The organism is Leifsonia shinshuensis (assembly GCF_013410375.1).
GTDB classification, from domain to species: domain Bacteria; phylum Actinomycetota; class Actinomycetes; order Actinomycetales; family Microbacteriaceae; genus Leifsonia; species Leifsonia shinshuensis.
Genome location: NZ_JACCFL010000001.1, coordinates 4,324,452 through 4,338,232 on the forward strand (window position 1 = coordinate 4,324,452; position 13,781 = coordinate 4,338,232).

14 protein-coding genes, 1 tRNA gene and 1 pseudogene are annotated in these 13,781 nt (G+C 70.1%); 5 read left to right on the forward strand and 11 right to left on the reverse strand.

The window, feature by feature from the left end; genetic code table 11:
- Positions 1–220: 220 nt before the first annotated feature.
- The 3 genes and pseudogenes from HNR13_RS22140 (at position 221) to HNR13_RS20785 (ending at position 1,572) form a co-directional block, all read left to right on the forward strand.
- Complete coding sequence (locus HNR13_RS22140) at positions 221–448, forward strand: helix-turn-helix transcriptional regulator (RefSeq protein ID WP_374222272.1); 228 nt, start codon at positions 221–223, stop codon at positions 446–448.
- Positions 448–858 (forward strand): annotated as a pseudogene (locus HNR13_RS22145) (site-specific integrase); the annotation flags it as partial. The gene HNR13_RS22140 and the pseudogene HNR13_RS22145, both read left to right, overlap by 1 nt.
- 105 nt (positions 859–963) lie before the next feature.
- Positions 964–1,572, forward strand: a complete 609-nt coding sequence (locus HNR13_RS20785) for a tyrosine-type recombinase/integrase (RefSeq protein ID WP_179608822.1) — start codon at positions 964–966, stop codon at positions 1,570–1,572.
- Positions 1,573–1,618: 46 nt separating this feature from the next.
- On the opposite strand, the gene HNR13_RS20790 is transcribed toward HNR13_RS20785, so the two are convergent.
- From HNR13_RS20790 to HNR13_RS20815, 6 genes are all read right to left on the reverse strand, one after another.
- A tRNA-Ser gene (locus HNR13_RS20790) sits at positions 1,619–1,709 on the reverse strand.
- Positions 1,710–1,779: 70 nt separating this feature from the next.
- Positions 1,780–2,280, reverse strand: coding sequence for a hypothetical protein (locus HNR13_RS20795; protein WP_179608823.1), 501 nt, complete (start codon positions 2,278–2,280; stop codon positions 1,780–1,782).
- Positions 2,281–3,606 carry a Re/Si-specific NAD(P)(+) transhydrogenase subunit beta gene (pntB, locus tag HNR13_RS20800; RefSeq protein ID WP_246313263.1) on the reverse strand — a complete coding sequence of 442 codons (1,326 nt, stop codon included), beginning with the start codon at positions 3,604–3,606 and terminating at the stop codon, positions 2,281–2,283.
- A gap of 50 nt (positions 3,607–3,656) precedes the next feature.
- The gene (locus tag HNR13_RS20805) at positions 3,657–5,243 is read right to left on the reverse strand and encodes a Re/Si-specific NAD(P)(+) transhydrogenase subunit alpha (protein ID WP_179608825.1); all 1,587 of its coding nucleotides are present in this window, start codon (positions 5,241–5,243) and stop codon (positions 3,657–3,659) included.
- Positions 5,244–5,404: 161 nt separating this feature from the next.
- Entirely contained in the window at positions 5,405–7,018 is a 1,614-nt protein-coding gene (locus tag HNR13_RS20810) for an MFS transporter (protein WP_179608827.1), read from the reverse strand.
- 193 nt (positions 7,019–7,211) lie between these two features.
- On the reverse strand, positions 7,212–8,069 hold the full coding sequence (locus HNR13_RS20815) for an alpha/beta hydrolase (protein WP_179608828.1): 858 nt from the start codon (positions 8,067–8,069) through the stop codon (positions 7,212–7,214).
- A gap of 181 nt (positions 8,070–8,250) precedes the next feature.
- Here HNR13_RS20815 and HNR13_RS20820 point away from each other — a divergent pair, with 181 nt between their 5' ends.
- Positions 8,251–8,682: a VOC family protein gene (locus HNR13_RS20820; protein WP_179608830.1), complete on the forward strand. Its 432-nt coding sequence runs from the start codon at positions 8,251–8,253 to the stop codon at positions 8,680–8,682.
- Between the two features lie 4 nt (positions 8,683–8,686).
- Here HNR13_RS20820 and HNR13_RS20825 read toward each other — a convergent pair whose 3' ends face one another.
- The 5 genes from HNR13_RS20825 to HNR13_RS20845 are packed head-to-tail and all read right to left on the reverse strand — an operon-like array spanning position 8,687 to position 12,407.
- Complete coding sequence (locus tag HNR13_RS20825) at positions 8,687–9,718, reverse strand: hypothetical protein (protein ID WP_179608831.1); 1,032 nt, start codon at positions 9,716–9,718, stop codon at positions 8,687–8,689.
- A 38-nt stretch (positions 9,719–9,756) separates the two neighbouring features.
- Positions 9,757–10,377: an ATP-binding cassette domain-containing protein gene (locus tag HNR13_RS20830; protein ID WP_179608833.1), complete on the reverse strand. Its 621-nt coding sequence runs from the start codon at positions 10,375–10,377 to the stop codon at positions 9,757–9,759.
- Positions 10,368–11,438: a peptidoglycan-binding domain-containing protein gene (locus HNR13_RS20835; RefSeq protein ID WP_179608834.1), complete on the reverse strand. Its 1,071-nt coding sequence runs from the start codon at positions 11,436–11,438 to the stop codon at positions 10,368–10,370. The genes HNR13_RS20830 and HNR13_RS20835 overlap by 10 nt, the downstream gene beginning before the upstream one ends.
- Positions 11,435–12,100 (reverse strand): hypothetical protein, encoded by a 666-nt coding sequence (locus HNR13_RS20840; RefSeq protein WP_179608836.1) that lies wholly within the window; start codon positions 12,098–12,100, stop codon positions 11,435–11,437. Before HNR13_RS20840 ends, HNR13_RS20835 begins: the two co-directional genes overlap by 4 nt.
- Before the next feature lie 7 nt (positions 12,101–12,107).
- Positions 12,108–12,407, reverse strand: a complete 300-nt coding sequence (locus HNR13_RS20845; protein ID WP_218881285.1) for a lactococcin 972 family bacteriocin — start codon at positions 12,405–12,407, stop codon at positions 12,108–12,110.
- Positions 12,408–12,529: 122 nt separating this feature from the next.
- Here HNR13_RS20845 and HNR13_RS20850 point away from each other — a divergent pair, with 122 nt between their 5' ends.
- A complete protein-coding gene (locus HNR13_RS20850; protein WP_179608839.1) occupies positions 12,530–13,768 on the forward strand; it encodes a DNA polymerase domain-containing protein in 1,239 nt (412 codons plus the stop codon).
- Positions 13,769–13,781: the final 13 nt, after the last annotated feature.

The following is a 13,781-nucleotide window of genomic DNA, read 5'->3' on the forward strand; positions in this document are numbered from 1 at the left end:
TGAAGACGAGACCTCCCCCATATCCGTTCGCGAACGACTCGTTGCCGCCCTGGTGCGAAGGGCCGCAGAGCAAGCGCAACAGATCGCACTGTGCCTGGAGGCCGCGTGTTGCGAGTTGGAAGCGATGGCAACCCCGGAGCTCCAGGACTCGAGTCACGTTCAGTGACAGGTCGCCAACGACGTGAGCGCACAGGTCAAAGTAGGAGCAGATGGAGGGGACATGAACAAAGGAAGAGGTCCGGTTCGGGGCAACGCAAATACCGTTGCGCCATTACTTCTGACAGAAGCAGAGACGGCAGCGATACTCCGAATTGACCGGACCACGCTCGCGCGCCTGGTCGATCAAGGAACTTGTCCGCTGAGCCCGGTGAACCTCACGCCACGGATACGTCGGTACCGCCTAGCTGACGTCGAGGAGCTGACGGGTTCCCATGTGGTGATGCCGTGATGGCGATCGATAAGCGCCCTTCAGGCAAATATCGCGTGCGCGTCTTTCTGGACCACGTAGTGGTGGGAACTCGATCTTTCGAGCGAAAGGCGGACGCCCAAGCCTGGGAGAAGGAACAGTACCGCGTTCTCTCGCTGGGAGGGATTCCCTCCCCTTCCTTGTCACTGCTGCCTGTCGCCGGGCTGATAACTCGGTTTCTCAACGCTCGGCAGACGCGCGTTTCTCCGCACACGTGGCGTACCGACTCGGACAACCTTCGCCACGTGCCTTCGACGTGGCTGCGTCGACCGGTATCCACGATCACCGCATCCGACGTACACGACCTGCTAGCAGGTCTGCTGGCCGACGGATTCGCGCGTTCGACCGTTACTCGGATGAGAGTCACCCTCTCCGCTCTATTCGAGTACGCCGTCTCAGAACACTTCGCACCAGCAAACCCCGTCCGGGGTGCTCGCATGCCTGTGGTTGTCGGCCTCCCTTCGCGACCCAAAGCGGATACATGGACGCCCGAAGAGATGTCCAGAACCATCGAGGCGCAGCGGGTAGTTAACCCTGCGATGGCCGAGGTTACTGAGTTTCTCGGGCTCAGCGGCCTGCGGTGGTCAGAACTGAGGGCGTTACGCGTTGAAGACGTGGCGCAGATTCCGATGCCGGCGTTGCATGTATGGCGCGCACAATCAGATGGCTACGCCGAAAAGACGCTGAAGAGCAACTCCGGCGAGGTACGGTCCCGAACGATTCCCCTGCGTCCGCGGGCCTTGGAGATCGTGGCCCCTCGAGTTGAAGGCGTTCCCCCCGAAGCACACCTGTTTCGTTCGAAAACGGGGAAGCAGTTGAGAGGAAACTTGTTCCGCCGTCAGGTGCAGTGGAATGAGACAACGTGCCGCGGGCTCACGATCCACGCGCTACGGCACTTCGCAATTTCGTATTGGCTGCTTCGCGGCGTAGACGTCAAGACTGCCGCCGAGTGGTCAGGGCATAAGAACCCGACAGTGCTGCTGTCCACCTACGCTCATGTCCTCGGCATTGATGCCAACCGGGCAGCCCTCGCCCTTCTGGACACACCTGCTGTCCCAGCGCTGTCCTGGGGCACGGTTCCTGAAAGTTTGAAAGGCCTCGACTAGTGCGCTACAAAGCCTTAGAAACTGCCGCTCATCAGCACTTTTGTTGCGGAGACGGTGGGATTTGAACCCACGGTGCCCTGTAAAGGGCACTCCACCTTAGCAGGGTGGTGCACTAGGCCTGACTATGCGACGTCTCCTGAGCGTCCGCGGGCGGACGCACGACTGCCATCATAACGGACGTTCCGGGCGGGGCCGGACACCGGGCTCTCAGGCGCCGGGGCCTCGGTCGCCGAGGATCGCAGCGACCAGCGTCAGGATCGGGATCAGCGTCGCGACCGTCGCCGCGGCCACGAGCAGCGTGACGGCGATCGTCGCCCAGATCGGCGCGGTTCCGCGGCCTCCCGCGATGCGGCGGACGATGACCGAGCGGCCGATCGAATAGACCGGGAGGGCGAGAAAGGACCACGCCCAGTGGAACGGCCGGTCGGCTCCGCGGCGCGCGAGTGCGCGCTGGTCCAGCCAGGAGAAGAGCACGCCGAGGCCGAACACCGCCAGGCCGACGCCCGCGGAGAGAAGGAGCGCCGGGGCGACGGCCGCGGCCGCGCTCTGCAGGGCCGGGAGCGGCGAGCCGCTGATGTCCACGATGTCGAACTGGTCCGGGCCGACCGGGAGCGTCTGCAGCAGCCCGAGCAGCGGTAGTAGCACCACAATCCAGATCCACGGGGTGGAGACGGGCGTTCCGGGGGCCAGCGGTCGACGGTCCACCATTCAGAAGTACCCCACGATCTCATCGACGGCTTTGCGTGCGTCCCCGAACAGCATCCGCGCGTTCTCCCGATAGAACAACGGGTTCGGCACGCCGGCGTAGCCCGCGGCCATCGAGCGCTTGAACACGATGACCTGGCGCGCCTCCCAGACCCGCAGCACCGGCATGCCTGCGATGGGGCTGCCGGGGTCCTCGGCGGCGGCCGGGTTCACGGTGTCGTTTGCGCCGATGACGAGCACCACGTCCGTGTCGGAGAGCTCGTCGTTGATCTCGTCCATCTCCAGGACGATGTCGTACGGGACGCGCGCCTCCGCGAGCAGGACGTTCATGTGGCCGGGGAGCCTGCCGGCGACCGGGTGGATGCCGAACCGGACGTCGACCCCGCGGTCGCGGAGCTTCTGGACGAGCTCGGCGACCGGGTACTGGGCCTGGGCGACGGCCATCCCGTAACCGGGCGTGATGACCACGGAGGTCGCGTTCTGCAGCATTTCCGCCGTCTGCTCGGCGGTGACCTCCTGGTACTCGCCCTGCTCCTCCGCTCCGGCCGCGGCCGGCGCCTCGATGCCGAAACCACCGGCGATCACCGAGATGAACGAACGGTTCATCGCCTTGCACATGATGTAGGACAGGTAGGCGCCGGAGGAACCCACAAGGGCTCCGGTCACGATCAGCAGGTCGTTGTCGAGGAGGAAGCCGGAGGCCGCCGCAGCCCAGCCGGAGTAGCTGTTCAGCATGGAGACCACCACCGGCATGTCGCCGCCGCCGATCGACGCGACGAGGTGGACGCCGAGGGCGAGGGCGATCAGGGTGACGACCGCCAGCAGCCACAGTTCGGGAGTGATCACGTACCAGACGGTCAGCGCCACGAACACGACGAGGGCGCCGATGTTGAGGGCGTTCTTGCCGGGGAGCACGAGCGGGCGGGATGAGATCCGGGCGGAGAGCTTCAGGTAGGCGACGATCGAGCCGGTGAAGGTCACGGCTCCGATGAAGATGCCGATCACGACCTCGGCGCTGTGGACGCCGCCGAGGGCGCCCGGCTCGTCGGGATGCGACAGGTGTCCGGTCCAGCCGACGAGCACGGCGGCGAGGCCGACGAAGCTGTGCAGCAGGGCGATGAGCTGCGGCATCCCGGTCATCTGCACGACCCTCGCCCGCCACAGTCCGATGGCGGCGCCGACGGTCATCGCGACGATCAGCAGGATGATCGAGGACGTCGGCAGCAGCAGGAAGCCGATGGTCGCGGCGAGCGCGATCCCCATCCCGACCATGCCGTAGACGACGCCGCCGCGGGCGGTCTCGTGCCGGGACAGGCCGGCGAGGCTCATGATGAAGAGGACGGCCGCGACGAGATAGGCGGCGTCCGCGATCGCGACGCTCACCGTCCGGCCCCGTTCCGCCCGGATCCGCCGCGGGCCGGCCCGTCGCTGCGCGTGAACATCGCGAGCATCCGCCGCGTCACCGCGAACCCGCCGAAAACGTTGATGGAGGCGACCAGCACCGCGATCGCGGCGAGCGCCTGCACGGTCGCGTCGTGCGAGGTCAGCTGCACGATCGCGCCGACGACGATGATGCCGGAGATGGCGTTGGTGACGCTCATCAGCGGCGTGTGCAGGGCGTGGTGGACGTTGCCGATCACGTAGAAGCCGATGACGGTCGCGAGCACCAGGACCGTGAAGTGCTGCGGCAGCGGGGCCGGGGCGAGCGCGGTCAGCGCGAACAGGATGGCGAGTCCGACGGCGGTCAGCACGGCCTTCCGCGCGGGGGTGAGCCACGGCTCCTTCGGCGCGGGAGCGGCGATGGGCGTAGCCGCGGCGGCCGGCGGCGCCGCCGAGACCTGCACGGGCGGCGGCGGCCAGGTCGTCTCGCCGTCGCGCACGACGGTCACCGAGCGCTGCACGACGTCGTCGAAGTCGAGGACGAGCTTGCCGTCCTTGCCGGGCGTGAGCAGGGTGAGGAGGCTCACGAGGTTGTTGCCGTAGAGCTGCGAGGCCTGGGTGGGCAGCCGGGACGGGAGGTCGGTGTAGCCGAGGATGATCACCCCGCCGGGCGTCACCACCCGCTCCCCCGCGACCGACCCGGCGACGTTGCCGCCCTGGGCGGCGGCCATGTCGACGATGACCGATCCGGGGCGCATGCTCGCGACGTCCGCCTCGGTGAGGAGCTTCGGCGCCGGGCGGCCGGGGATGAGCGCGGTGGTGATGACGATATCGACGTCGCGCGCCTGCTCCGAGTAGATCTCGGCGGCCCTCCGGTCGTACGCCTCGCTGGTCGCCTTCGCGTAGCCGTCGGCGGACTGCATCCGGTCGTCGCCCGCGACCTCCACGGCGAGGTACTCGCCGCCGATCGACCGCACCTGGTCGGCGACCTCCGGCCGCGGATCGGTGGCGCGGACGATCGCCCCCACGCTCGACGCCGCTCCGATCGCGGCGAGGCCGGCGACGCCCGCGCCCGCGACGAGCACCTTCGCGGGCGGGACCTTGCCCGCCGCGGTGACCTGGCCGGTGAAGAAGCGGCCGAACTCGTGGGCGGCCTCCACCACGGCGCGGTAGCCGGAGATGTTGGCCATCGAGCTGAGCACGTCCATCGACTGCGCGCGGGAGATGCGCGGGACGGCGTCCAGCGCGAGCGCGGTGATGCCGCGCTGCGACAGCGCCGCGAGCAGGTCCGGCCGCAGTCCCGGGCTGAGGGTCGCGATGAGGGTGGCGCCGTCGGCGAGGAGCGCGATCTCGTCCTCGGTCGGCGGCGCGACCTTGAGCACGATGTCGGCGGCCCACGCGTCGGCGCGGGAGGCGATGGTCGCTCCCGCCGCTGCGAACGCCTCGTCCGTGAACGCGGCCCGCTCGCCCGCCCCGGACTCCACCCGGACGTCGTAGCCCAGGGAGACGAGCTTCTTCACGGAATTCGGGCTGGACGCGACACGGGCCTCGCCCGGCTGTTCAGCGACGATGCCGACTACCGACACCTGGCCTCCCTCGGCTTTTGAGTGGACACTAGCAGGCCGGTCGCCCGGGAAGGGGTTGCGGACCCGACGCGCGCTCGATCTCCCTCCGAGGCCATCGGGACAGCGGGCGGACGCGTCCTCCTGCCGGGCCGCGTCGGGCGCGCGCCGTCGCCGCCGTCCGCTCAGCCTTCCGTCCGCAACCGACGCGTGGTCTCGGCCTCCAGCAGGTGCTCGACCTCCGGCTCGCCGTCGGCGAGGGCGCGGGCGCCGTCCAACAGCTCGCGGTCGTACTCGGTCATCCGCTCCTCGTGCTGGCTCAGGTGCTCGCTCCACGACCCCACCTGGAACGCCTCGACCAGGACGGCCGGATCCTCGCGGTCGGCGTAGAGCCGCCAGTCGCGCGCGCCGGTGCGGCGGCGGGACCGCCCGACGAAGCGCATCCGCGACTCGAACTCCGGCCGGCGCTCGGGCGGGACCGCGTAGCGGATCAGGACGAGCACCGGCCGGTCCGCGGTGTCGTCTGCGGTGTCGTCCGGGCTCTCGCCCTGCACCAGCGGGACGTCGGTCAGGGGCATCGTGACGATCGCCCTCCCCTTGTCGCGGGTGTCGATCGCCGGCCGGAGCGCGCCGACGATCCCGAGCACGACGAGCAGCACGCCGCAGCCGAGCAGCACGGGCACCACCCCGGCCCAGACCGCGAGCGCGCCGGTGGCGGCGGCGCCGACCGCGGTCGAGCCGAAGAGGACGAGCTGGTAGATCGAGAGGCCGCGGGTGCGCACCCAGACCGGGAGGAACGACTGGACCGTGCCGTTGATCGTGGCGATCACGCCGATCCAGGCGAAGCCCGCGAGGACGAGCACCAGGAGCACCAGCCAGAGCGCCGAGAGCAGCGCGAGCGCGAGCGAGCACACCCCGAACAGCGCAGACGACGCGGCCACGACCGTCCCGGTGCTGAAGCGCGCCCGCAGCGGCGGGAGCAGGAAGGCTCCGGCGATCGAGCCGACGCCGAGCGCCGCGAGCAGCAGCCCGTACCCTCCCGCATCCAGGTGCAGCCCGGAGCTCGCGAAAACCGGAAGCAGTGCCCACAGGCCGTTCGCCGGGAGCAGGAACAGCGCCAGCCGCAGGTACAGCCCCCTGATCGCGCGCGCGTTGCGCACGTAGCGCAGGCCCGCGCGGGTGGCGTCGAGGAACCGCTCCGGCCTGCCGCGCTTCGGCGCGTAGCCGCGCCAGGCGATCAGGGCCACCAGGAAGACCAGGAACGACAGCGCGTTCGCGAGGAAGACGGCGGTCACGCCGAGCTGCGCCACGACGAGACCGGCGAGGGCCGGGCCGATCGCGCGGGCGACGTTCACGCCGACGGAGGACAGCACAGCCGCGTCCGCGATCATCGGCGACGGCACGACCTCCGGCACCACCGCCTGGTAGGCGGGCAGCTGGACGGCGGAGCACGCTCCGAGCAGGAAGGTCAGCGCGAGCAGCACCGCGGGGGTCGTCGCGCCGGCCCAGGTCAGGGCGGCGAGTCCGAGCACGATCACGAACTGCGCCGCCTGCACGACGATCAGCAGGGTGCGCCGGTTGAAGAACTCCCCCAGCACGCCCGCCGGCAGCGCGAGCAGCAGGACGGGCGCCGCGGCGGCCGTCTGCACGAGCGCGACCACCGACGCGGGGCTACCGTGCTCCACCAGCAGCCACTGGGCGCCGACGGTCTGCATCCAGCTGCCGATGTTGCTGACCAGGCCCGCGATCCACAGCAGCCGGAAGACGCGGACCCCGAGCGGGGCGAGTGCCGAGGTCATGGCCGGGTCCTCCAAGCGACGACGTGGATGGAGGACCGGCCGGGCGACCCGCTCGCGTTCAGGCGATGAACGCCAGGATGTCCCTGTCGAGCTCCTCCTGATATGAACCGTAGATGCCGTGCGGCGGCCCGGGATAGATCTTGAGGGTGTCGTCCTACACGAGCGTGATCGACTGCTCTGCGGCTCTGCGGGTTCAACCGGCGGGCAGGAAGCGCCGGACGAAGTCGAGCGCCGGCTGGGCCACGTCGCGCCAGCCGTGGTCGATGGTCAACGAGTGGCCGCGGCCCTCGACCTCGACGATCTCGGTGACGCCCGGGTTCTTCTCCTGCTGATGGAAGGTCGCCCGGGTGATGGCGAGCGGCACCGTGTTGTCCTCCGCGCCGGCGACGATGAGCAGCGGCCCGCGGTCCGGGTTTCTGGTGTCCGCGGTGATCTCGTTGCTCGCGAACGGATTGACGTTGGCCACGACCGCCTGGAAGAGCGGAGCGCCCGCGGCGGGCACGTGGTAGGTCTCGTAGAGCGTCCGCGCTTCGTCCTCGTCCAGGTTGTTGGCCCACCCGTACGTGAACTGGTCGAAGGTGAGTGCGACGGCCTTGCCGCGGTTCGCGGGGTTGCCGAGGACGGGGAACGCCGACTTAATCGACGAGGCGGGAAGCGGGAGCACCCCGCGGAACGGCGCGTTGTCGATGGCCACGGTGACGGCGGCGGCCCCTTCGCCAGCGATCTTCTGGGCGATCAGCCCGCCGAACGAATGCCCGATCACCGCGGGCTTCGCGGGGAGCTCCGACATCGCCGCCAGGTAGTGGTCGGTGACCTGCTGCACCATCTTCTTCGCGAACACCTCCGGGTGCTCGCGCGCCTCTTCGACGCCGGGCGGGTCGTCCGGCCAGCCGGGGGCGATGGTGGCGTAGCCGTTCGCCTCGAACAGCTCGCGCCACGGGTCCCAGCTGCTGGAGAGCAGCCAGAGGCCGTGGACGAACACCACGACGGGGCGGCCGCTCGCCGTCGCGCGGTCGATCTCCGCCTGTTCGGCGTCGGTGATGTCGGTCATGGGCGTCCTCTCTCTCGGGCGACCGCGGTGGCCGCCTCGTCGGCAGGCAAGGTGGGGCTGCCCTGCTCCGTCGTCGGCTCGGTGCGCACCGGCACCCGCTCTGTCTAGAGGGAGCCATCCCGTCCTGTCTAGGGTGGACCCCGCTGTCCCCCCGCGCCGGTGGGCCGTTACACTCCGGAGGATGACCGCACGGATCGCGAACGTCACCTTCCACGCCGACGACCCCGCCGCCCTCGCCCGGTTCTGGGCCGCCGTCATGGGCTACCCCGAGCCGGAGTGGCTGACCCCGGAGGAGGAGGCCGAGCTCCGCGCCGCCGGGCTGACCGACGACGACCTCGCCGCCCGCGCGGTGGCGTGGGACGAGGACCCGGCGCACCAGCGCTTCTACTTCACCCGCTACCGGCACGAGAAGAAGCACCGCAACCGGATGCACATCGACATCACGCCGGCGTCCGGCCGGCACGCGACCCGCGAGGAGGTCGAGGCCGAGCGCGACCGCCTCGTCGGGCTGGGCGCGACGGTGGAGAAGGTCCTCGACGGGTCGTGGGGGCCGTATCCGGAGTTCGCGATCATGATGCGCGACCCGGAAGGGAACGAGTTCTGCCTGCAGTGAGCGGTCAACGGTCCTTGAAGTAGCGGAAGAGGTGCTTCTCGCTCATCGCCGCCGCCGCGACGGCCGTCCCGATCAGAGCCCCGGCCACGCCCGCCAAGGGGATGCCCACGAGCGACGCGAAGACCGCGAACTGATCCCCGCGCTCGACCATCGAGGCGCCCACCGCAGCGGCTCCGACCCCGATCACTCCCGCCGCCGCCGCCCAGCCTCCTGCCTCGAGCAGACCGAGCGCCAGGAGGTCACCCTTCCGCAGCCCGGCGTGGAGCGCCGAGGTGTGCTGCAGGCGCCGCATCCTGACGCCGGCGAATCCGATCCCGGCGGCGATCACGGCGGCCGCCGGTGCTGCGGCTCGAGTCAGGCGGTCCGTGAAGGACGCATTCCCTTCGAATGATGCGCCCTGCGAGGAGTTGAGCTGCATGATCTGAGGCTTGTCGGCGCCGTCGCCGGCGGAAGGCGACATGGTCGCGAGCAGGAGGGTGCGGAGGTTCGGCAGCTGCGGCCACGCCGTCGCCCAGCATTCGTCGTACGACCCGAGCGCGCTCCCGACCGACAGGATCGCGTAACCGAAGCCCGGACGCCGACCGTCGGACGGATAGTCGAAGACCTCCGCCACCCGCATCGGGCCGGCGTCTGTCGCGACCTCGTCACCGAGGCCGGCGCGGATCATGTCCGCGAGTTCGCGCGGGAGGAGCACACCGCTCGGTGACCCCGCTCGGTCCGAGACGACAGCGGAGAACCCGGGCGAGACCTCGTGCGCCGGGACGGGCGCGTCCGGGAGGGTCGCGATCGTGATCTTCCGCGCGGACGAGCGCAGGGCTCCCGAGGCCGTGACGCCCGGAACGCCAGCCAGCGCTTCGCAGGCTGCGCCATCCACGCGGCCCTCCGCGACGAGGATCTCCGTCGCGGCGCCCGACGAGCGAAATCTCTCGGCGGAGGCGACCAGGCCGGAGGTCGTCAACGCGTCCAGGAGGACGAGGGAGGCGAAGACGACAGCCGACAGGATGCCGAGCAGCGCGAAGCGGGTGGTCCCCGTCACGATGTTGCGACCCGCCTCGCGAAACAGAGCGGAGAGCTTCACCCGGCCCCACTTCCTCCGAGCGCACCCAGATCGAGCAGCCCGGTGCACGCGTCGCGCGTACGTGCGTCGTGCGTGGCGACGACGACGATGGTGGACGGGTCGGCGACCGCCGCGATGGCCGCGTCCACGCGCTCCGCGGTGCGTCGGTCGAGCTGGGCGGTCGGCTCGTCGATCAGGAGGAGACTCGGTCGCGAGGCCAGACCGCGGGCGAGCATGAGGCGTTGCGACTCCCCGCCGGAAAGGTCGCCGAAGGGTCGGTGCGCGACGGACTCCAGCTCGAAGCGCGCGAGGAATTCGTGCGCCTGCTCTTCCGCGGCGGGCGCGGACTCCCCGCGGGCGAGGATCGGCAGGGCGACGTGATCGAGGGCGGTGCGGCGGGGCGAACCGAACGGATTCTGGAACACCCAGCTCACCCTGTCGATGCCTGTGAGGTGGATCGCCCCCTCCACGGGCCGGTTCCGCCCCGCGAGCAGGGAGAGCAGGGTGCTCTTCCCCGAGCCCGACGGGCCGGTCAGGGCGTAGACCTCTCCGGGCCGGAAGGCGAACGTCAGACTCCGGAACAGCCAATCCCCGGACCGCCCGAAACGATGGCCCACCCCGTCGAGCGCTACGTGCACGCCGGGCGCCTCGCGCTGGAGAGCAGCACCGTGTCCGGCCGCTGCTCGGCGTCGAACAGGACGAAGGTCTGGCCGAGCTGGGATCCGACGATCCTGACGCGTAGAGCCGCGTCGCCCGTGGCGACACAACCGGCAGCGCCCTCGATCGCGTACACGGCCGACGGAGGGACGACGCCGACGCGGACCGGAGTAGAAAGCTCGATCGTGCCGCGGATCGCGCCGCCACTGGCCGCCTCTCCTGCGGGGTCGCCACGCCCGGTCGCTGTCGCGGCGTCGTCGCGCTGGAGAGATGGGGTGGCCGCCAGGGCGGCGAGTGCCGCCGGGTCATCGATCCCCGCCCCCTCGATGGGGACCGCGACCGAGTCGACGGTCAGCGTCCGTTCGCCGTCGACGAGGTCGGCGATCGGCTCGATCACGGACACCCGGGTGGTCGCGCCCGATGTCGTCGCGAGGACATCGCCGGCCTGCTGGGTCTCCCCGACGGAGGTCCGGCACTCGCCGATCGTGACGGACGCCGCCGGAATCCAAACGATGCGGCCGGCGTCGACGCGCTCGGAGTCGGGGGCAGTCTCCCCGGCCCGCTCGAACATCGTGGCCGCTGCCGCCAGCGTGCGCCGACCCACGGTCCCGTCCGCGGTCAGCGTGTAGCCGAGTCGCACGAGCTCCTTCTGGAGGGCCGTGACGTCCTCCCCCCGGTCGCCGATCCCGAGCTCCCGCCAGAGCGGCACCGCGGTCGCGAGCGCGACCAGCGGACGCCCGTCGATGCCGGCCAGCGCCGACCCGGACTCCACGACCTCCCCCGGCGCGCAGGGGAAGGAGGTGACGCGACCGCCCGTCCCGGACTCCAGTCGCGAATCCGGCTGGGAGTCCACGCGCAGGGTGACGCCACGCCGGTCCGTGTAGTCCTGGTACGAGACGGGAGCCGAGGTCGCGATGCGCGGGGCTGCGAGGGAATGCGGCGGCTCGGCCGTCATCCACAGCCAGACGGACGTCGCTCCCGAGGCGAGCAGGGCGAGGACGACGACCGCGATCACGGCGGCTCGTGGGAACCAGGCCCTCATCGCGTCTGCTTGTCCAGGAGCCCGAGGGGGTCGTGGCTGCACTCCTCGAGCGCCTTCTCGCCGCGCGTCTTGTCGCTGAACGGATAGGTCTGCCCGAGTGTGTCGCGCGCCACGTCGGCTGCAGAGTAGGTCGGTGGAACCGCCTTCTTCCTGACAAGGCAAGCCGCCATGATCGCGTCCTCATCAAGGTTCTGCGGGTTGCGTTTCATCAGGAAGTAGAGCGAGCCGACTGTGTCCAGACCGGAGGAGGCCGAACACTCATCTGCGATCCCGTTGGCCTCAGCGGTCGTCGTGCCCCTACCTGGCCGGAACTCATAGCCTCCACCAGGTCGGAATCCCCTGAAGGTGACGTTCCGCTCTCGCATGCACGTCGTGAAGGCGCTCTCCATCTCGGCGAACTCCGCGTCGGAGATCCGGTCGTCCTCCAACGCCTTTCGTTCGAAGTCGGTGGTCGCGCGTCTTCGAGCCTCCTCGAATTCGTCCGCCCATCCTTTCGCCGACGCCGTCGGGATGATCGGCACGGCTTCGTCGGGATTTTCGGCGGAGGAACACCCCGAAAAGGCGAGGAGACAGGCGATTGCGATCGCGAGCCGCTTGCTGAGTCTCTTCATCACTGCTCTCAGCGACGACGGTGGGGTGGCGAGCACGCGCCACCCCACCACGGTCGGCTTAGTAGTTGTAGTAGTACCAGGTGTTTCCGGTCACGGTCCACGCAACCGAGGAGTACGACCACGACCCTCGCGCCGCGTCCGGCGAACGGTAGCACGCGTACGAGTTGCACGCCGTGGAGCGGTGCAGCTTCGACCCGTGGTGGTAGTTCGACCACGTCTTGCCGGAGTTGCCGTAGTCCCACGTGCCGCCCTCGGGGTAACTGACGTATGCGCTGGCGGGCGCCGCCCCGATGCTCGCCCCGATCGTCAACGCGCCCGCCGCGAGGACGGTCGAAACGACTCTGTTTCTCAACTTCACAATCACTGTCCTATCTGTATCGCCTGACATTGCTGATTTCAATGTCAAGCGTCAGGCTAGCGGACGAGCGTCCGCGTGTGAAGCCCCTGGCCCCACGCCCCCCTCCCGGCTACCGTGGCGGCATGACCCCGTCGTCGAAGTCCGAGGCGTTCCTGGAGGCCGACGGGATCGAGGTGCGCATCTCGAACCCGGAGAAGGTCGTCTTCCCCGAGCCGGGACTGACCAAGCTGGACCTCGCCCGCTACTACCTCTCAGTCGCCGACGGGGCCCTCCGCGGCGCGGGCGGCCGGCCGATGGTGCTGAAGCGGTTCGTGAAGGGGCTGACGCAGGAGCCGTTCTTCCAGAAGCGCGTGCCGGAGGGCCACCCGTTCTACATCGACACCGCGACCCTGCACTATGCGAGCGGCACGTCCGCCGAGGAGGCCGTGCTGCGCAACGCCGCCGGGCTGGCGTGGGTGTCCAACCTGGGCTGCCTCGACCTGAACCCGCACGCCGTGCGCGCCGAGGACCTCGACCATCCCGACGAGCTGCGCGTCGACCTCGACCCGATGCCGGGCGTCGACTGGTCGCAGATCGTGGATGTGGCCTTCGTCGCGCGGGAGGTGCTGGAGGACCACGGGCTCGTCGGCTGGCCGAAGACGTCCGGCTCGCGCGGCCTGCACATCCTCGTCCGCATCACGCCCGACTGGGGCTTCGCCGACGTGCGGCTGGCGGCCGAGACGCTCGCCAGGGAGGTCGAGAACCGCGCGCCCGGGCTCGCGACGGCGCGCTGGTGGAAGGAGGAGCGCGGTGAGAGCGTGTTCGTCGACTTCAACCAGAACGCCAAGGACCGCACCGTCGCCTCCGCCTACTCGATCCGGCCGCTGCCCGACGCGCGCGTCTCCACGCCGCTCGACTGGGATGAGGTGCGTTCGCGCCGGCCGGAGGAGTTCACGGTGCTGACGGTGCCGCAGCGGTTCGCCCAGGTCGGCGATCCGCACGCGGGCATCGACGACGCGGCAGGCTCGCTGGACGCCCTGCTCGCGCTGGCCAAGCGGCTCGGGCCCGCCGAGAAGGCGCCGCGGGCCGGCGACGGCGCGGGACGCCGGGTCTCGCAGATGCCGCTCATCGAGGTGGCGCGCACGAAGACCAAGCCCGAGGCGCTGGCGGCGCTGGAGGAGTGGAAGGCCGCACATTCGGAGGTCGCGGGGCTGCTGCACCCGGCCGACGAGCTGCTGGACGGCATGCGCGGGTCGAGCTCGCAGTGGTACCGGGTGCGGATCAACCTCCAGCACGTCCCGGAGTCCGACCGGCCCGAGCAGGGCGCGCTCGTGGCCGACTACGACCCGTGGGCCGGGCGGGAGTGGCCGGGACGGCCCTGACGCCGGGACCAGG